Annotated in this window: 16 protein-coding genes; 10 read left to right on the forward strand and 6 right to left on the reverse strand. The window is 36.4% G+C overall.

The features are described 5' to 3' along the window. Positions 1-4 precede the first annotated feature (4 nt). The gene (locus BM253_RS06500; RefSeq protein WP_091521033.1) at positions 5-451 is read left to right on the forward strand and encodes a deoxycytidylate deaminase; all 447 of its coding nucleotides are present in this window, start codon (positions 5-7) and stop codon (positions 449-451) included. Next, entirely contained in the window at positions 444-2,018 is a 1,575-nt protein-coding gene (locus BM253_RS06505) for a S41 family peptidase (RefSeq protein WP_091521036.1), read from the forward strand. The genes BM253_RS06500 and BM253_RS06505 overlap by 8 nt, the downstream gene beginning before the upstream one ends. Positions 2,019-2,203: 185 nt before the next feature. Here the strand turns inward: BM253_RS06505 and BM253_RS06510 are convergent, their stop codons facing one another. The 5 genes from BM253_RS06510 to BM253_RS06530 form a co-directional block, all read right to left on the reverse strand. Continuing rightward, positions 2,204-2,485, reverse strand: coding sequence for a F0F1 ATP synthase subunit delta/epsilon (locus BM253_RS06510; protein ID WP_091521039.1), 282 nt, complete (start codon positions 2,483-2,485; stop codon positions 2,204-2,206). Positions 2,486-2,558: 73 nt separating this feature from the next. Beyond that, positions 2,559-4,070 (reverse strand): F0F1 ATP synthase subunit beta, encoded by a 1,512-nt coding sequence (gene atpD / locus BM253_RS06515; RefSeq protein ID WP_091521043.1) that lies wholly within the window; start codon positions 4,068-4,070, stop codon positions 2,559-2,561. A 152-nt stretch (positions 4,071-4,222) separates the two neighbouring features. Continuing rightward, positions 4,223-6,070: a glutamine--fructose-6-phosphate transaminase (isomerizing) gene (glmS, locus tag BM253_RS06520; RefSeq protein WP_091521046.1), complete on the reverse strand. Its 1,848-nt coding sequence runs from the start codon at positions 6,068-6,070 to the stop codon at positions 4,223-4,225. A 2-nt stretch (positions 6,071-6,072) separates the two neighbouring features. Then, the gene (locus tag BM253_RS06525; RefSeq protein ID WP_091521050.1) at positions 6,073-7,677 is read right to left on the reverse strand and encodes a BamH family beta-barrel-assembly machinery protein; all 1,605 of its coding nucleotides are present in this window, start codon (positions 7,675-7,677) and stop codon (positions 6,073-6,075) included. Positions 7,678-7,689: 12 nt separating this feature from the next. Beyond that, entirely contained in the window at positions 7,690-8,493 is an 804-nt protein-coding gene (locus tag BM253_RS06530) for a glycogen/starch synthase (RefSeq protein ID WP_091521053.1), read from the reverse strand. A gap of 107 nt (positions 8,494-8,600) precedes the next feature. On the opposite strand from BM253_RS06530, the gene panC reads away from it, so the two are divergent. The 6 genes from panC to radA all read left to right on the forward strand — a co-directional run bounded on the left by panC (position 8,601) and on the right by radA (position 12,871). Beyond that, positions 8,601-9,449: a pantoate--beta-alanine ligase gene (panC, locus tag BM253_RS06535; protein WP_091521057.1), complete on the forward strand. Its 849-nt coding sequence runs from the start codon at positions 8,601-8,603 to the stop codon at positions 9,447-9,449. An 18-nt stretch (positions 9,450-9,467) separates the two neighbouring features. Beyond that, positions 9,468-9,818, forward strand: coding sequence for an aspartate 1-decarboxylase (gene panD / locus BM253_RS06540; RefSeq protein WP_091521060.1), 351 nt, complete (start codon positions 9,468-9,470; stop codon positions 9,816-9,818). Between the two features lie 45 nt (positions 9,819-9,863). Continuing rightward, positions 9,864-10,787 (forward strand): lysylphosphatidylglycerol synthase transmembrane domain-containing protein, encoded by a 924-nt coding sequence (locus tag BM253_RS06545; protein ID WP_245758462.1) that lies wholly within the window; start codon positions 9,864-9,866, stop codon positions 10,785-10,787. A gap of 74 nt (positions 10,788-10,861) precedes the next feature. Beyond that, positions 10,862-11,080 carry a hypothetical protein gene (locus BM253_RS06550; RefSeq protein WP_091521068.1) on the forward strand — a complete coding sequence of 73 codons (219 nt, stop codon included), beginning with the start codon at positions 10,862-10,864 and terminating at the stop codon, positions 11,078-11,080. Position 11,081: 1 nt separating this feature from the next. Continuing rightward, positions 11,082-11,384 (forward strand): type II toxin-antitoxin system RelE/ParE family toxin, encoded by a 303-nt coding sequence (locus tag BM253_RS06555; protein ID WP_091521071.1) that lies wholly within the window; start codon positions 11,082-11,084, stop codon positions 11,382-11,384. Between the two features lie 125 nt (positions 11,385-11,509). After that, complete coding sequence (radA, locus tag BM253_RS06560) at positions 11,510-12,871, forward strand: DNA repair protein RadA (RefSeq protein ID WP_091521108.1); 1,362 nt, start codon at positions 11,510-11,512, stop codon at positions 12,869-12,871. A 36-nt stretch (positions 12,872-12,907) separates the two neighbouring features. Here the strand turns inward: radA and BM253_RS06565 are convergent, their stop codons facing one another. Continuing rightward, complete coding sequence (locus BM253_RS06565; protein WP_091521075.1) at positions 12,908-13,591, reverse strand: hypothetical protein; 684 nt, start codon at positions 13,589-13,591, stop codon at positions 12,908-12,910. Between the two features lie 295 nt (positions 13,592-13,886). On the opposite strand from BM253_RS06565, the gene BM253_RS06570 reads away from it, so the two are divergent. Both BM253_RS06570 and BM253_RS06575 read left to right on the forward strand, forming a co-directional pair. Continuing rightward, positions 13,887-15,569, forward strand: coding sequence for a DUF4139 domain-containing protein (locus BM253_RS06570; protein WP_091521078.1), 1,683 nt, complete (start codon positions 13,887-13,889; stop codon positions 15,567-15,569). Positions 15,570-15,691: 122 nt separating this feature from the next. Continuing rightward, positions 15,692-18,810 (forward strand): glycine-rich protein (locus BM253_RS06575; RefSeq protein ID WP_245758463.1); only part of this gene is annotated, 3,119 nt, incomplete at its 3' end.

An 18,810-nucleotide genomic window follows, 5' to 3' on the forward strand; every position in this document is an offset into this window, starting at 1 on the left:
TTCTATGACAAACCATGCAAAGTTGAATAAGTACGACAAAGCCTACTTGAAAATTGCGAAAGAGTGGGGACAGTTGTCTTATTGTCAGCGTAAAAAAGTTGGTGCTATTATCGTTAAAGATAAAATGATTATATCAGACGGATATAACGGCACGCCATCTGGTTTTGAGAATTGTTGCGAAGACGAAGAAGGAACAACAAAATGGTACGTGCTTCATGCCGAAGCTAATGCCATATTAAAAGTAGCAAAATCTACACAATCTTGTGATAATGCTACTTTATACATAACAATGAGTCCGTGCAGAGATTGCAGTAAATTAATACATCAGTCAGGCATTGTACGCGTTGTTTATCAAAATAGTTATAAAGATTTAGCTGGTATTGAATTTTTAAAGAGAGCTGGAGTAGAAGTGGTTCAGATAGAGGATATAAGCTCTTTGTTGTATGAATAAGAAGAATTATTTGTGGCCTTTAATTACAATGGGGTCTTTAGCGGCAGGTATTGTTTTAGGTGGTTTTTTTACTAAAAACGGCGCACCCTTTTCTGTGAAAGATGATAAAGGTCGTGTGAAGCTTAACAAACTGATCGATTTAATTGAACAGGAATATGTAGACAACGTAAATACCGATTCTATAATCGATATGACGGTTAATAATATTTTGGCTCAGTTAGATCCGCATTCTATTTATATTTCAAAGTCTGAATTTGATGAGGTTCAAAATGTGATGAAAGGTTCTTTTGTAGGAATCGGTATCAACTATCATATTATGAACGATACCTTGGCGGTTGTAAAACCTCTACCTGGCGGTCCTTCTGATAAAGCTGGTTTAAAAGCTGGTGACCGTATTCTGTATGCAGAGAAAGTGCAGCTGTTTAATCAAGGTCTATCAAACGATTCGATTATTAATCTACTGAAAGGAAACGCAGGATCAAAAGCCTTATTGAAAGTTTACAGAAAATCAACCAATAAATTTTTCGATGTTGAAATCACTCGTGGCGAAGTTCCGTTGAAAAGCGTTGATGTTGCCATTAAAGTGAACGATCATACTGGATACATCAAGATTAATCGTTTTGCAGAAACTACCTATACCGAATTTAAAGCCGGATTAGAATCGTTATTAAAGCAAGGTATTGATGAATTGGTTTTAGATTTACGTGAAAACGGTGGTGGTTATATGGAACCTGCGATACAGATTGCCGATGACTTCTTAAAAGGAAACGAGGTTATTGTAAAAACGGTCAACAAAAAAGGAAACGTAAAAATCACCAAAGCATCAAACAAAGGTTTATTTACCGATAAAAAACTATACGTTTTAATTAACGAAAATTCGGCATCGGCAAGTGAAATTATTGCAGGGGCAGTTCAAGATAACGACCGTGGAACTATTGTTGGAAGAAGATCGTACGGAAAAGGTTTGGTACAGCGCGAAATGTATTTGGGCGATGGATCTGCCGTTCGTTTAACTACAGCGCGTTATTACACGCCTTCAGGTAGATCGATCCAAAAACCTTACAACGATGGCTTAGATGAATACAACAGCGATTTGAGTAATCGATTTAAATCGGGGGAACTGTATTCTAAAGACAGTATTCATTTGGCTGATAGTTTAAAGTTTAAAACAACTGCTGGAAGAACTGTTTATGGTGGCGGTGGTATCGTTCCCGATGTGTTTATTCCGTTGAAGAACAAACACGGCGAAGATGCCATACAGCTGTTAATGAAAACGTCGTTAGTAAGTTATTATGTTTTTGAAGAGATTGAAAGCGAGCGAGCGTATTTACAGCGTTTAACGCCAAAACAATTGGCAGATAAAATATATAAAGATCCTAAATATTTTAATGAGCTAAAGGCGCATTTAAAAGCCAGCGGATTGACTTTTAATTTAGACCGACATAAACCGAATATTATGTTTTATCTGGTTGCAGAATATATGCATCAATTATACGATGATAACGCATACTACAACTGGATTCTTCAACAAGATCCTATGATACAAAAAATAAGCACCTTAAAATAAGGTGTTTTTTTGTGGCTGTTTTATTCAAATTCAGTAAGCTGATATATTATCCTGCAAGGTTTTCTTAACCTTGTAGGTTGTTTTTGTTGTTACTCATTGTAATATATAGCTACAGGGTTTTTAAACCTTGCAGCAGATAATGAAATCTATATAAAAAAACCAACTCAATTGAGTTGGTTTTTTATTTAATTTGCTAAGATATTTATCTTGTTATCTTTTAATTCAAGTGTTCCCGATTTTATTGGCAAGTAATAGGTATTATTGTCAATTTTTTCAAATCGGTTTTCAAATTGTGGCTCAAACTGTAAGTTAGTACCTGCTATTTTAATTCTTCCTTCAACTAATAAAGAAACAATTGGCGCGTGGTTGCTTAACATTTGAAACTCACCATTGATTCCAGGAACAGACACTGCGGTAACTTGACCTTTGAATAGTGTAGCCTCTGGCGAAACAATTTCTAAAATCATATTTTTTAGTTTTTAGCTTTTAGTTTTTAGCTCTTAGTGGCTGTGCACCGGAAACTTTTACTAAAAAAAATTATTATGATTCAGCTAACATTTTTTGACCAGCTTCAATCGCATCTTCAATTGAACCTTTTAAGTTGAATGCTGCTTCTGGTAAATGATCTAATTCACCGTCGATAATCATGTTAAATCCTTTAATAGTTTCTTTAATATCAACCAATACACCAGGAATACCTGTAAACTGTTCAGCTACGTGGAAAGGTTGTGATAAGAAACGTTGTACACGACGTGCGCGGTGAACGGCTAATTTATCAGCTTCTGATAATTCTTCCATACCTAAAATCGCAATAATGTCTTGTAACTCTTTATATTTTTGTAAGATAGCTTTAACGCGTTGTGCACATTCGTAGTGCTCTTTACCTAAGATTTCCGGAGTTAAGATACGTGAAGTAGAATCTAATGGATCTACCGCAGGGTAAATACCTAACTCTGAAATTTTACGAGATAATACCGTAGTAGCATCTAAGTGAGCAAATGTTGTAGCAGGTGCCGGATCCGTTAAGTCATCCGCAGGAACGTAAACCGCCTGTACCGATGTAATAGATCCTGTTTTTGTAGAGGTGATACGCTCTTGCATTGCACCCATTTCTGTTGCTAAAGTTGGTTGGTAACCTACTGCAGAAGGCATACGACCTAATAATGCAGATACTTCAGAACCAGCCTGTGTAAAACGGAAGATGTTGTCAACGAAGAATAATACGTCTTTACCTTGACCATCACCAGCTCCGTCACGGAAATATTCAGCAATTGTTAAACCAGATAAAGCTACACGCGCACGTGCACCAGGTGGTTCGTTCATTTGTCCGAATACGAAAGTTGCTTTAGAGTCCATCATTCCGGCTTTATCAACTTTAGCTAAATCCCATCCTCCGTTTTCCATAGAGTGCATGAAATCGTCACCATATTTAATAATACCAGACTCTAACATCTCACGTAATAAATCGTTTCCTTCACGAGTACGCTCACCAACACCGGCAAATACAGATAAACCTCCGTGACCTTTTGCGATATTGTTAATTAACTCTTGAATTAATACGGTTTTACCTACACCGGCACCACCAAATAAACCAATTTTACCACCTTTTGCATAAGGTTCGATCAAATCGATTACTTTGATACCTGTAAATAAAACTTCTGATGATGTTGATAAATCTTCGAATTTTGGAGCAGGACGGTGAATTGGCAAACCATTTTCACCTGTTTTTGGTAAAGCTTCCAATCCGTCGATAGGATCACCTACCACGTTGAATAAACGACCGAAAACTTCTTTACCAATTGGCATTTGTATAGGCGAACCTAAAGAAATAACGGTTGTTCCACGGCTTAAACCATCGGTAGAATCCATAGAGATTGTACGTACGGTATCTTCACCAACGTGTGATTGAACTTCTAAAACTAATTTTGATCCATCGGCTTTAGTAACTTCTAATGAATCGTAAATTTTCGGTAATGCAGCAGATGTAGTATCAAAAACTACGTCAACTACTGGTCCGATAATTTGTGCAACTTTTCCTGTAACTTTAGACATTGCTTATGTATTTATTTAACAGCTAATTATCAATTGTGAAAAAACGACTTTTTTCGATGTGCAAAGATAGTTTTTTTTTGGAATAATAAATAGCCCTACTTAATATTTTCTATAAAAAATGACGAACCCTGTTTGTGCTCGTCATTTTTAAATTATTCTACGGTAACCGATTTGGCTAAATTCCTTGGTTGATCTACGTTGGTGCCGCGTAAAACAGCTACGTGGTAAGACAGTAACTGTAATGGAATGGTAGCAATGATAGATGTTAACGCTTCGGTTGAATTTGGCATTTCGATGATATGATCGGCAAGATTTTTCACTTGTTCGTCGCCTTTTGATACCAATGCAATTATTTTTCCGCTACGAGCTTTAATCTCCTGAATGTTACTCACCACCTTATCGTAATGATTTTGCTGTGGTGCAATTACAATAACCGGCATGTTTTCGTCGATCAAAGCAATTGGCCCGTGTTTCATTTCGGCAGCCGGATATCCTTCTGCGTGTATGTACGAAATTTCTTTCAGTTTTAAAGCTCCTTCTAATGCTACCGGGAAATTAAATCCACGACCTAAAAACAAGCAGTTAGGTGCATCTTTATATATATGAGCGATTTCCAAAATACGGTCGTTTTCTAATAAAGCTTCTTGTACTTTTTCGGGAATCAATTCTAATTCGATCAAATTTCTTAAATAATCAGATTGAGACATGGTTCCTTTTGCTTTAGCCAAACGCAATGCAATTAATGCCAAAACAGTAATTTGTGTTGTGAATGCTTTTGTTGATGCCACGCCAATTTCCGGACCTGCATGTGTGTAAGCACCTGCATGTGTTTCGCGAGAAATAGACGATCCAACTACGTTACAAACACCAAATACGAATGCGCCTTTTTCTTTAGCCAGTTTAATTGCTGCCAAAGTATCAGCCGTTTCACCAGATTGCGAAATTGCAATAACTACATCGTCTGCATTAATGATCGGGTTTCTGTAACGGAATTCTGAAGCATATTCTACTTCAACAGGAATGCGTGCAAATTCTTCAATCATGTATTCTGCAACCTGTGCAGCGTGCCATGATGTTCCGCAAGCCACAATGATGATGCGTTTTGCGTTTGTGAATTTGTTTAAATTATCTTCAATTCCTGCCATTTTTATCAATCCTTGGTCGCTTAACAAACGGCCGCGGAATGTATCACGAATAACTTGAGGTTGTTCGTAAATTTCTTTCAGCATAAAATGATCATAACCGCCTTTTTCAATTTGCTCTAAGTTTAACTGTAACTCTTGAACGTACGGGCTTACTTCACTATCTGATTTTATCTTACGGATTTTAATTGGTTTGTGTAAACGGATAATCGCCATTTCTTCATCTTCCAAATAAATCGCATTGTTGGTGTATTCAATAAACGGAGAAGCATCTGAAGCTACAAAAAATTCGCCCTCGCCAATACCAATTGCCAACGGACTGCCTAAACGTGCCGCCACGATTTCGTTTGGTTTTTTAATATCCATAACGCAAATTGCGTACGCGCCAACCACTTGGTTTAACGCCACCTGAACAGCTTTTCCTAATTTTAAGCCTTTGTTTTTCTGAATATCTTCAATTAAGTTTACCAATACTTCTGTATCGGTATCCGACTTAAAAGTGTAACCACGATTGATTAATTCTTGTTTTAAAGGTTCGTAGTTTTCAATAATTCCGTTGTGAATAATTACTAATTCACCAGAATTTGAAAAATGCGGGTGCGAGTTTACATCGTTTGGAACTCCGTGTGTAGCCCAACGTGTATGCCCAATTCCCATTGATCCTTTAAAGGTATTTTCTTCTTCGGCTCTTTTTTCCAAATCGGAAACTTTACCTTTTGTTTTGCTTGAAATGAATTTTTCACCGTCGTATAATGCAACTCCGGCACTGTCATATCCTCTATATTCTAAACGCTTTAATCCTTTAATAATGATAGGATAAGCTTCTCTTGGTCCAATGTACCCTACAATTCCACACATAATTATTTTTCTTTAGTGTAATAAATCTCTAATTTCATTCTTACGTCGCTGTTTGAAGCATTTGGAGCGTAAATAACGGTTCCGAACGGATTCATTGTTGCGGTCATAGGAATTCTTTTGTTAGAACCTTTTACAGGGTTCATTATTGCGTTGTTAATATCGTTTGCAACAACCAATCCTAAAGGTACGTTTGTAGAATCTTTCTGAATTAAATTGTTGATGTGATCTGTTACTCTGAACTGGTATTTATGTACAGATTTGTTCGATTTGTTCAAACCGCCGCCATAAATTGGTTTACCTGTTGTTGATGTATCGCTTATATAATCTGCAATAACCTTATTGTTTTTAAAATCGTATAAAAACAAATGTCTTGGCGATGAAATAGTATCCAAACCTGTTGCAGTATGATCTACATAAAGCGTTAACAATGCCTGATTCACCAACCATTTATTGTTGATTAATGTTTCTAACTCATCGGCTTTTCCGCTGTTATCGCTGTCGTTTCCAAAAAGAGAAATAGTTGCATAACTGCTTTTTCCGCCACCTTTTAACCAGATGTTTCCTGCCGAATTATTTTCTAAATCGAAATTATTATCTAATAAATTAACTGTTGTAGCAGTTTTTGCTCCCGAAGTAGCGTCCATGTAACCAATGTTAAACTCGTACGTTTTACGCTCGCGTTTTGGTTGGTTGGTTTCGCTGTCAATCGCACCATCTGCCTTATAAACAAAAATAACCTTTCCTTTGCTTAAATCTAACTGCGCTAATGCATTTTGGTTGTAAGAATCTACCGCTTCAAAATACAATCCGCGGAAATATTCCTTTAAAAGTCCGTTGTTAATTAAAGACTTATGTTTGTCGCCTGCAAAAAATTTGGTCTGAAAGTAGTTTTTATCCAAATCTAACCAAACACCCGGTGCCAAGCGTTCTTTTACTTTGTGCTTGCCATCTACCATTTGCGGTGTACCGTCGGCATTATACGCATACAATTTTATTTCGTTTTTATTGAAAGTAAAATCGGTATTTTGTGCTGTGTTGGTAGAATTATTTAAACGTTCGTTACCGTTTAATCCTTTTTTATATTGATCGAAAACCTTCTTTTCATCGGCATAATAAAACTGTGGATCAAAATTGTTGTTAGGATCGGTTGCGCGTAAAAAATATCCGTTTTCGTAAACATTTAAACTGAATTTTCCGTTACCATATATATTTGATACATTGTAAGATCTGTTTCCTTCTGAATCTGTTGCTGATACCGAACTTGTAAAAGGAATGTAAACGTAAACCGAGTCTAACACCGGATTTGCTCCAATAGAAGTTAAATCGGTGTTGTTTTTCATTTCAAGCTGCGTAACAAAATGTGCTGCCGTTTTTCCAAAAGCACTGTGTGTATAAACCCCAAAGTTGTTTACAGGTAAATTACGTGTGTTTGCAACGCCGGATTCGCTGTTTGTTGTTGAAATATTCTGAACCAAATACTTGTCGAAACCAAACTGGTCACTGTCTATAATTTCAGAACCCATTTCGGTAAATTCCTGCTCACAAGAAATTGCGGTTACAGATAAAATTGAAAGTAATGCAAATTTAACAATCGATTTTTTTTTCATAGATGCTTTAAATTAAACCTTATGAAGATAGAATTCCGGATAAAAATCCTTCATTTTTTCTTTCGCGTCGAAAGGTAAGAAAGGTTTATTTGAACTTTGTATATAATTTGTTAAATCTTCTGATATCTCTTGTGAAGAAATTACGATTCCGTCTGAATGGTTAATGGCATTCTTCATGATGTTTTCAAAAGTAGCATCTTTTAAAGAATCGATATCGTCTGCATCAAATTCATCAAAAGCCACTTTTTCAAACATATTGTCTGATAATTTTCCTTCGAAACCTGATGAAAAAACCGATGTGATGATTTTAGTATCTGCAAAAATACTTTCGTCGTTGTAATATTTCTTCATGTAAAGCGGCAACAAAGAAGCCATCCAGCCTTGCACGTGAATTACATCGGGTACCCAGTTTAATTTTTTAATGGTTTCAACCACACCCTTTACAAAGAAAATCGCGCGTTCGTCGTTGTCATCGTATAACGTATCGTCATCATCGCCAAAAGTTCCCTTACGCTTAAAATAGTCGTCGTTATCAATAAAATAAACCTGGATTCTTTCTTTAGGAATCGAAGCAACTTTAATAATTAAAGGCATATCCATGTCATTGATTACCAAATTCATACCCGATAGTCTTATAACTTCATGCAACTGATGTCTTCTTTCATTGATGCTACCGTATCTTGGCATAAAAATACGGATCTGCCCACCTAAATCATTAATCATTTTTGGAGTGTCAAACGAAGCTTGCGAAACTTCATTTTCAGGTAAATAAGGCACTACTTCAGATGATACATATAATATCCTCTTATCTTTCATTCTTCTTTAATTAAATTAAAAATTGCTTTTAAGAGGCAAAATTACGAAAAAATGTGTTACGATGTTAAGTAATGTACTAATTTTGCAATCACTAAAAAAATAAGAACATGAAGGTATTTCATGCGCAAAGCCAGTTAAAACAGCATTTACAACCGTTTTTGCAGGCAAAGCAAACTACTGGTTTTGTGCCAACAATGGGGGCAATTCACAAAGGACATCTTTCGTTGCTGCAACAGGCTATGAATGAGAACGATGTGATAGTAATGAGCATTTTTGTAAATCCTACGCAGTTTAATAATGCAGAAGATTTAGAGAAATATCCGCGCACTTTGCAGAAAGATCTGGAGCTGATAGAAGCGTTATCGAACAAAATTATTGTTTACGCGCCTACTGTTGACGATATTTATGAAGGAAATACCGTTGCCCAAAATTTTGATTACGATGGTTTGGATAATGAAATGGAAGGAGCTAATCGTCCCGGACATTTTAACGGCGTTGGTACCATTGTAAAGAAACTGTTTGAAATTGTACAGCCAACAAAAGCGTATTTTGGCGAGAAAGATTTTCAGCAGTTGCAGATCATCCGCAAAATGGTCGAAAAAAACAATATGAAAATTGATGTTGTTGGCTGCCCAATTTTTCGCGAAGCAAACGGTTTGGCAATGAGTTCACGTAACGAACGATTGTCTGTTCAGGCAAAAGATAAAGCGGCTTTTATTTACAAAACGTTACAAGCTGCAAAAGATCTTTTTATAGAAAAAGATGTTAAAGATGCCCAAGCTTTTGTTAAAACCGCTTTTGAAAGCGAAACAGATTTTACATTAGAATATTTTATAATTGCCGATGAAGCCTCACTAAAAACGGCAATTGTAAAAGAAAAGAATAAAAACTATCGTGCTTTTATTGTAGTTCACATAGAAGGTGTGCGATTAATTGATAACATTACTTTAAATTAAAAATTATAACTTTGCACCATGCAAATAGAAGTTTTAAAATCTAAAATCCACCGCGTTAAAGTAACAGGTGCCGATTTAAATTATATTGGCAGTATTACTATTGATATTGCTTTAATGGAAGCCTCGAACATTATCGAAGGCGAAAAGGTTTCAATTGTAAACATTAATAATGGCGAACGTTTTGAAACTTACGCTATTCCGGGTCCAAGAAACAGTGGTGAAATTACCTTGAATGGTCCGGCAGCGCGCCGTGTTCAAAAAGATGATATCATCATTGTGATCACCTACGCTTTAATGGATTTTGAAGAAGCTAAAACATTCTCACCTTGGATTATTTTTCCAAACGAAGAAAATAACACTTTAACTTAATAGTTGAAGGTTTTTAAAAAAATACTAAATATTTCACTCCCACTTTTGTTGGGAGTTTTTTTGGTTTATTACGCGTACAACCAGTTTACACCGGCGCAGATTACCGAAATGAAAAGCTATTTTGTTTCTGCCGATTATTTTTATATAGGTTTATCGGTTTTATTTATGAAGATAAGCCATGCATCGCGAGCCTATCGTTGGAAATACAGCTTACAGTATTTAGGCTATCAGTCTAACTTTTGGAATAATTTCATGGCAATTGCTGTTGGATACTTATTGAACTTAACGATTCCGCGATCGGGCGAATTATCGCGTGCAGCGGTTCTTCAGAAATACGACAACATTCCGTTTGATAAAGGTTTCGGAACCATCATTGCCGAACGCCTTATCGATCTGCTTTTTCTACTTTTATTTGTAGCTACAGCATTATTGTTGCAGTACAAACAGTTAATGGGCTTTATTACACAGCAAATTCCGGTTAAACAACTAGTGATTATTGGTGGTGTTTTTACAATTACTGCAATAGTAGGTTTGTATTTACTTTATACATCAGACTGGAAAGTCTTTGTTTTTATCCGAAAAAAAATAACCGGATTGGTAGAAGGTGTGTTGAGTATCTTTAAAATGCCCCACCGTATTCCGTTTCTTATTCACACTCTTATTATTTGGATTGGATTTGTGCTAACCTTTTATTTTGGAACCAAAGCTTTACCTGAAACCAGTGAAATATCGTTAGGTGTAACCATGGTTGCTTTTGTGGTTGGTAGCTTGGCAATAAGTTTTACAAATGGCGGTTTTGGCGCATTTCCTTTATTAATAGCTAAAATTCTTGCACTTTACGGGATTTCGTTAACTGCAGGTACAGCTTTTGGTTGGTTGTTATGGACAACACAAACGGCATCAATTGTTGTTTTAGGCGGATTGTCGTTTTTATTATTGCCTATTCTTAATAAAGAAAAGTTATCGTAAAGAACTAATAATCAATTAAAATTAAATTGATCTTTTAAAATTTTTTGTAATTTTGAAAGGAAAGATGTTACAAAATGGATATTCAAGCAACAAAATTAGCCTTACTTAAAATTATTTTGGAAAACGACAATTCGGAATTTCTTCAAAAACTTTCGGATTTTATCAAAAGAGAAAAAAGTGATTTTTGGGATGATTTAACCGAGGCAGATCAGCAAGAAATTAAAAGAGGAATTGAAGAATTAAACGAAGGAAAGAAAGTTTCGTTCGATTCTTTTTTGAAGAAAATTTCTTAAAATGAACGTTTTTTTATCAAAATCTGCCGAAGAAAAACTTTTAAAACTTACCGAATATCTGCTTGAAAACTGGGGTGTAAAAGCAAAGAAAGATTTTATTGATAAACTGACAGAAAAAATAAATCAAATTGTACTTCAACCTCAAAGCTGTGTGCAATCTTCTGCTTTTAAAAATCTTTATAAATGTGTAGTAACCAAACAAACTACTTTTTATTACAGAATAGCATCTAACCCAAAATCAATTGAAATAATTACCATTTTTGATACCCGACAAAGTCCCGATAAATTATCAAAAGAGCTTTGATTTATTCCAATCGCTCATTCATGACATTTCCTGTCGTTAACAAAGCCAAATAATTTGTAAATTCGTTTTTTAATAGTTTTAAGTTAGTGCTTATAGCTTACGGCTTAAAACTTAAAGCTAAAAAAATGGCAAAAGTAAAAACAGCATTTTTCTGCTCGTCTTGTGGTACACAATATGCTAAATGGATGGGGCAATGCGGCGCTTGTAAACAGTGGAATACCATTGTGGAAGAATTAATTCAGAAAGAAGAAAAAGTGGCGTGGCAAACCAAATCTTCGGCAGGAATAAAACGCACGGCAAAACCTTTGTTGATTAATGAAATCGACAGTACGCAGGAAGTTCGTTTAAACACGTTGGATCAGGAGTTAAACCGAGTGTTAGGCGGTGGCATTGTTCCCGGATCTATGATTTTACTTGGTGGTGAACCTGGAATAGGGAAAAGTACGCTGTTGTTGCAATTGTCGTTAAAATTGCCTTACAAAGTTTTGTATGTTTCGGGCGAAGAAAGTCAGAAACAGATAAAAATGCGTGCCGAACGCATTAATCCCAACAACAATTCGTGTTATATTTTAACCGAAACCAATACCCAGAATATTTTTAAGCAGGTTGAAGAAATCGAACCAGATGTGTTGATTATCGATTCGATACAAACCTTGCATACCGATTATATCGAAGCTTCGGCAGGAAGCATCTCTCAAATAAAAGAAACCACTGCCGAACTGATTAAGTTTGCAAAAGAAACATCAACGCCCGTAATTTTAATCGGTCATATTACGAAAGACGGAAACATTGCCGGACCTAAAATTTTAGAACACATGGTTGATACTGTGCTTCAGTTTGAAGGTGATCGAAATCATGTGTACAGAATTCTTCGTGCTTTAAAAAACCGTTTTGGATCTACTGCCGAATTAGGAATTTACGAAATGTTAGGATCGGGCTTGCGCGAAGTTTCTAATCCTTCCGAAATATTATTATCAAACCGCGAAGAAGAATTATCGGGCACTGCCATTGCATCAACTTTAGAAGGAATGCGACCATTGGTGTTGGAAATTCAGGCGTTGGTAAGCACCGCTGTTTACGGAACACCACAACGCAGTGCCACAGGTTACAACTTAAAACGCTTAAACATGATTTTGGCTGTGTTGGAAAAACGTGCAGGTTTTCGTTTAGGAATGAAAGACGTGTTTTTAAACATTACCGGCGGAATTTCGGTTGACGACCCCGCGATTGATCTGGCGGTTGTTGCTTCCATTCTATCATCAAACGAAGACGATGCCATTTCAAAAGATATCTGTTTTGCGGGCGAAGTAGGTTTGTCTGGCGAAATTAGACCAGTAAACAGAGTAGATCAGCGCATTCAGGAAGCCGAAAAATTAGGTTTCTCTAAAATATTTGTATCAAAATATAATAAGATTACGTATTCATCTAAACAAATTCAAGTGGTTATGGTATCAAAAATAGAAGATTTGGTATCGGCATTGTTTTAATAGAGAAAGAGGTCAAAAAAAGACCTCTTTCGTTTTTTAGAATTTAAAGTTTACACCAAATCTGGTATAAAAATTACTTAATGTATGCTGTTGTGTTTGATTGCTTGGTGTAAAAATTACTTCTTCTTTTTCTTTGCTAAAAGCATTTACGCCCATCATTACATAAGGCTCAACCTTAAATTTACTTTTTGGATTAAGGGTGTATTTTAAACCAGTGTTTAATCCTACATTAAAATCTGTGGCTTTTCCTTGAACACTAAATCCAATTCCGTCATTAGATCCGCCACCACCTCCATAATTACTATGTCCGCGTTGAAAAGAAACATTTGTTCCTACAAAATAGTTTAGATTTTTAACTAAATACCTATTGTATTGAATGTCTAAATCGAAATAATTGTCTAAAGTTCTTCCGCCAGATCTACCAAAACCGTTATATTGTGTAGATGATTTTTGAAAGTACAAGTTGTAATTTAATCCTAAAGTTACAGACGATTTCTCGTTCAGATTTCGTTCTGCCAAAATACCCATTTTATAACTATGCGTATTATCCAACTGATAGTTAAAAGGATTTGAAGGAGCTTTCCCAGTGTAAAACTGATCACTTCCCAAATGAAAACCAAAGTTCCATTTCTTTTGTTCGGGTTTTTCTTCTTGTGCCGATGCCGAAATTGCAGTTAATGTAATTGCTGCTGTAAGCATCTTTAATTTTAAGTTTTTCATAGATGAAGGTTTTAAATGTTCGATGCGAAGCTAATTAATCAAATACTACATTTTTGTTAAAAACGGCATTGTAATTGTTAGTAATCTCATAAATTTTTTAATTGGTAGAACCTTATTTTGTGCTGCAAGGTTTTAAAAAGCTTGTGGGTATGTTCGTAATTATATCTGTACAAAAGTTTTAAATCAATAAAAAAAATAAAAATATTTACTACTTTTCCCAACCTTTTGGTTGTTTTGATACTCCTTGTATAAAAGGAATATCCTTAAAAGAATAACTCATTAATTAATGTTGTTTATGAAAAATATCTTATTTCCTGCCGCTATCGTTTTTAGTATAACGGCAAATGCACAAAAACCTGTTTTTACACAAGCGCAAATTCAATCGGCTCGAGTTTATAACAATGCTGCCGAGTTAAAACACAAAGCTTCGGTTCAAATTCCATCGGGCACATCAGAAATCGTTATTACCAATGTGGCGAATTATTTAAACGAAAGCACGGTGCAAATCGGTGTTCCAAAAAATGTAACGGTAATGTCGGTTCAATTTACCAATGCGTATGTAGAAGAGTACGACAATAATCAGGATTCGCCTTTGGTTAAACCGGTAAAAGAGGAAATTGCCAAGAAAGAAATTGAACTGAAAACGTTGCAGAATCAATTAACTGCCGAACGAAAAGGAGTGGAACTGTTAGATAAAAATCAATCCATGAGCAATGCGCAAAATTTTTCGGTAGCCGAATTAACCAAACTTTTAGATTTCTACAAAACCAAACGTACCGAACTTGCTAATTCTATCAACAAGTTAGAAAATCAGGAAAAAACATTGTTTGAAGAGTTGAATACTTTAAAAGGAAAACTGACTTTTAACGAAACGACTACTGAAAAAACAAGTCAAGGCAAGTTGATTGTGAACGTAATGAGCAGCACCACAGGAACCATTCCTTTAGAAGTGTCGTATTTAACAAATCAGGCAACGTGGCAGCCAAGCTACGAAATGCGTATCGATAAAATTAACGAACCTATACAAATGCTGTACAAAGCACAGGTTCAGCAACACACGGGTATCGATTGGAAAAACGTCAAACTATCGTTAACCAGCGGACCTGCAAATCAAAATACCTTTGCACCCGAACTGCAACCTTGGTTTTTAGATTATTATTATTCGAATGCTTATCGAAATGATCAAGTAATGGAAGAAGTTTCTGTTGCTTCAGCCGATAGAGTTAGTAAAAAAAGTATTGAAGGAAGACCGAATGCGAGTGTGATTCAAACTCTTCAAGGACAAGTTCCAGGATTAAATATTCAGACAGGAGCTGGACAACCGGGAATGGGAATTTCTACAATGGGTGATTACACCCAAATCAGCGAATCACAATTAAACATTACGTTTGATATTGATATTCCGTACACCATTTTAAGCAACGGCAAACAGCACAGTGTCGCTTTGAAAGATACACAGCTACCGGCAACTTACAGTTATATTACCACGCCAAAATTAGATACCAATGCGTATTTAATTGCAAAAGTGAAAAATTATGGCGACTACAATATTTTACCCGGTGAAGCCAATGTTGTTTTTGAAGGAATGTATGTAGGTAAAACCTATGTAAACGCGAATGCCAACGAAGATGAATTGCGCTTGAGTTTAGGTAAAGATCAAAACATATCGGTTACCAGAACTATGATTAACGATAAATCGGGATCAAAAACATTATCGTCACGTAAAGTACAAGATTTTGTTTACGAAATTTCGATTCGAAACAACAAAAAAGAAAATATAAGCATTATTGTTGAAGATCAGGTGCCAATAAGCAGCAATACCGATATCGAAATTACTTTATCTGATAAAGGTGGTGCTACAACAGATGCAGAAAAAGGTAAGCTTACATGGGAAATAAACCTAAAACCAAACGAAACAAAGAAGATACGTTTTGGTTATCAGGTAAAATCTGCGAAGGATAAAAGTTTAGCTCTATGAATTAGATAACAATATTAGGATAATGTTGTTAAAAGTTAAAAAAAATATAAAAGAATGTGAAATCATAAAAAAAAAATAGTTAAGTTTATCATTCAAATGATTAATTGTAAATATTATAATTTATGAAAAAAATTACTAATCAAACAAAGCTTAAAATACGTTGGTTAAACAATAATGCTTTGGTATTATTGTTGTTTGGTATGGTGTTGTCCTTTATTCAAGGACAAGCACAGACTTTTTCACACACTGGATCTGTACAAACCGCAACTTTAGCTGCAGGCTCATACGAAATAGAAATGTGGGGAGCTGATGGAGGGGGTACAACAGGTACAAATCCTTCTGCAGCCGTTGCTAAATTGGGAGGAAAAGGTGGCTATGCAAAGGGAACTTTAACATTAACTGCTTCAACTACGGTAAGTATTTATGTTGGAGGTAAAGGTGCTTTAGAGGGGCTGAATGTTCCTGGTGGCTTCAATGGAGGAGGTAGCTCTGGTACAACAACTGGAGCCGTTTGTGGTAGTGGTGGTGGTGCTTCAGATGTAAGAATAGGAGGTAATGCTTTAACAAATAGAATAATAGTCGCAGGCGGCGGTGGCGCAGCAGGTTATCAGGAATGTAATGGTTCGCCTAATGTTATTTCAGGTGGTAACGGGGGAGGTTCTACAGGGCAAACCCCAGCTGGATTCTCATATACTTCCCGAGTAGGAAAAGGTGGTACACAAACAGCAGGTGGTGCAGGTGGAACTGATACCACTCACGGTAATGGAAGTGCAGGAACTTTAGGTTTAGGTGGCAACGGTGGTACGGGTACTGGTAACGGTGCTGGCGGTGGCGGTGGCTATTACGGCGGCGGCGGCGGTTCTGGTGGTGGCTCTTGTGCTGGCGGCGGCGGCGGCGGCTCTTCTTATGTAGGGGGAGTAACAGCAGGAACAACTCTTATGTTTGGTGACGCAGGTTTTATTCCTAATCCAGATTCAACAGGAAATGGTGTAATTGTTATTAGATCATTAGCACCATGCACAGGAACGCCAACTGCTGGTACTGCACAAGCATCCGCAACAAATATATGTCCAGGGCCATTTAATTTGTCTCTTACGGGAGCTACAAGCGGTGGGGGTATTACGTACCAATGGCAAAGTTCTGCTCCTGGGGCTAATAATTGGAGTGATATTTCAGGTGCTACGGGTGTTTATTATACAGTAACTAACCCAACTGCTTCAAGAGATTATCGTTGTATAGTAACTTGTACGCACACAAGTAATACTGCAACTTCAAATGTGGTAACTGTTACAATTAAACCGGTAAATCAATGTTATTGTACACCTACTTATACATATTCTTGTTCAAATACCAGTGAAAATGTAAATAGTTTCATATTAGTTGGTGAGGGAACTTCAGCTATTAGTGATCTTAATACGGGGTGTTCAACAGGTAATTATCAGAATAGAATACCTTCATTTGCACCGGTGGATCTTTTACAAGATGGTGAATATGTAGTACAAGTTAATACAAATTATTCCTCAGGATCTTTTGTTTGGGCTAATCTTTGGATAGACTTCAATGACAATGGTATTTTCGAAACTTCTGAACAGTTGATAAAAGATTTACCAATGGCAACAAGTCCAGCATTTGTTAGCCCTAAAATCTTAATTCCAGCATCGGCTAATCCAGGGGTACACAGAATGCGTGTACGTGCTAATTATAATGCTACAGTAGACGCATGTGCAAATGGTAATTGGGGTGAAACACATGATTATGAAGTCAATATTATTCCAATAAGTTGCTACAGACCATTAATAACAAGTGTAACAAAAGCGTCTGCAACTTCTGTTAACGTAACTATTACACCTAGTCCACTTAACACCGGAACTGTAAGTTATCAATATGAAGTTAGAACTTCTGGTTTACCAGGCTCAGGTGCTACGGGTCTTGTAACATCTGGATCAGCTACAAGTGCAAACTTTCCAATAACAGGACTACAAGCAGGAGCGGTCTACACTGTTTACATTAGAACTAGTTGTAGCGCAACAGATTTTAGTCAGTATTCTTCTTTTGAATTTGGAATACCGGCAACCTTGCCATATACACAAAATTTTGAAGGAACACAACCAGGTTGGGTACTTGCTAACGGAGGATCAGTTAACGAATGGGTTATAGGTAATGCTGTTGCTAGTGCTGGAACGAAATCACTATATATAAGTAATGATCAAGGGGTGTCCAACGCATACAATACAGGTACATCTACAGTAGTACACGCATATAAAGATTTTGAATTGGTAGCTGGTATTACAGATGTAAGTATTTCTTTTGATTGGCATGCTATGGGCGAATCATCTTGGGATTACTTAAAGGTGTGGTTGGTGCCTATTACCTTTAAACCTACAACAGGAACAGAAATAGCAACAGCAACAGGGAGAGTTAATTTATTTGGAAATTTAAATCAAGATGCATCATTTAAACGTGCGCAGATTATTAGAGGCACTGCTGCTTATACAGGTGCTTTCAGAGTTATATTTGAATGGATAAATGATGGTAGTGGAGGTACAATGCCTCCTGCTGCAATAGACAATATTGAAATTAAACGCGTAACATGTTACGAACCTTTAACTATGACATTATCAAATGTTACAGAAAAAGGAGTAACGGTAACTTTAGCTCCTGATCCAAAAAATACGGGTACAGTTACTTATCAATATGAAGTTCGTACTTCAGGAGCTGCAGGAAGTGGGACTGTTGGTCGTGTAGCAACAGGAACATCTACTACACCGGTGTTTAATATTACGGGACTACCTGCTAATACCGATTATCAAATTTATGTACGTACAGCTTGTAGTTCTTCAGATTTTAGTTTCTGGAAATCAGGTGCTTTTAAAACGTTAGAGGTTTTAGCTATAGACGTTGTTCAGGTTGATATTAATTGTTTTGGAGCGGATAACGGAAGTATCTCCGTAACCAAAACATCTGGTGGAAAAACACCATATACGTATGCATGGACACCATCAGGAGCTACAACTACATCTATTTCAAATTTGGCTCCGGGTACCTATTCATTAACAGTTAGTGATGGTAGTGGACAGGTAATCAATAGATCGTTTACCATCACCCAGCCAACATTAGTAGTACCTAATTTAACATTCACAAATGTGAGTTGTAACGGCAAGAACGACGGATCTGCCAGTGTGTCACCAAGTGGCGGTATTGCACCTTACACGGTGTTATGGTCAGACGGAGTAATAGGATT

It is taken from the genome of Paenimyroides ummariense (assembly GCF_900115115.1).
In the GTDB taxonomy this organism is placed as follows: domain Bacteria; phylum Bacteroidota; class Bacteroidia; order Flavobacteriales; family Flavobacteriaceae; genus Flavobacterium; species Flavobacterium ummariense.

Bases quoted from the DNA above. Each gene is read 5' to 3' on its own strand.
- BM253_RS06570 (WP_091521078.1), top strand. From the start codon at position 13,887: ATGAAAAATATCTTATTTCCTGCCGCTATCGTTTTTAGTATAACGGCA.
- radA (WP_091521108.1), top strand. From the start codon at position 11,510: ATGGCAAAAGTAAAAACAGCATTTTTCTGCTCGTCTTGTGGTACACAA.
- BM253_RS06505 (WP_091521036.1), top strand. From the start codon at position 444: ATGAATAAGAAGAATTATTTGTGGCCTTTAATTACAATGGGGTCTTTA.
- panC (WP_091521057.1), top strand. From the start codon at position 8,601: ATGAAGGTATTTCATGCGCAAAGCCAGTTAAAACAGCATTTACAACCG.
- BM253_RS06530 (WP_091521053.1), bottom strand. From the start codon at position 8,493: ATGAAAGATAAGAGGATATTATATGTATCATCTGAAGTAGTGCCTTAT.
- BM253_RS06525 (WP_091521050.1), bottom strand. From the start codon at position 7,677: ATGAAAAAAAAATCGATTGTTAAATTTGCATTACTTTCAATTTTATCT.
- BM253_RS06565 (WP_091521075.1), bottom strand. From the start codon at position 13,591: ATGAAAAACTTAAAATTAAAGATGCTTACAGCAGCAATTACATTAACT.
- BM253_RS06555 (WP_091521071.1), top strand. From the start codon at position 11,082: ATGAACGTTTTTTTATCAAAATCTGCCGAAGAAAAACTTTTAAAACTT.
- atpD (WP_091521043.1), bottom strand. From the start codon at position 4,070: ATGTCTAAAGTTACAGGAAAAGTTGCACAAATTATCGGACCAGTAGTT.
- glmS (WP_091521046.1), bottom strand. From the start codon at position 6,070: ATGTGTGGAATTGTAGGGTACATTGGACCAAGAGAAGCTTATCCTATC.
- BM253_RS06550 (WP_091521068.1), top strand. From the start codon at position 10,862: ATGGATATTCAAGCAACAAAATTAGCCTTACTTAAAATTATTTTGGAA.
- BM253_RS06500 (WP_091521033.1), top strand. From the start codon at position 5: ATGACAAACCATGCAAAGTTGAATAAGTACGACAAAGCCTACTTGAAA.
- panD (WP_091521060.1), top strand. From the start codon at position 9,468: ATGCAAATAGAAGTTTTAAAATCTAAAATCCACCGCGTTAAAGTAACA.
- BM253_RS06510 (WP_091521039.1), bottom strand. From the start codon at position 2,485: ATGATTTTAGAAATTGTTTCGCCAGAGGCTACACTATTCAAAGGTCAA.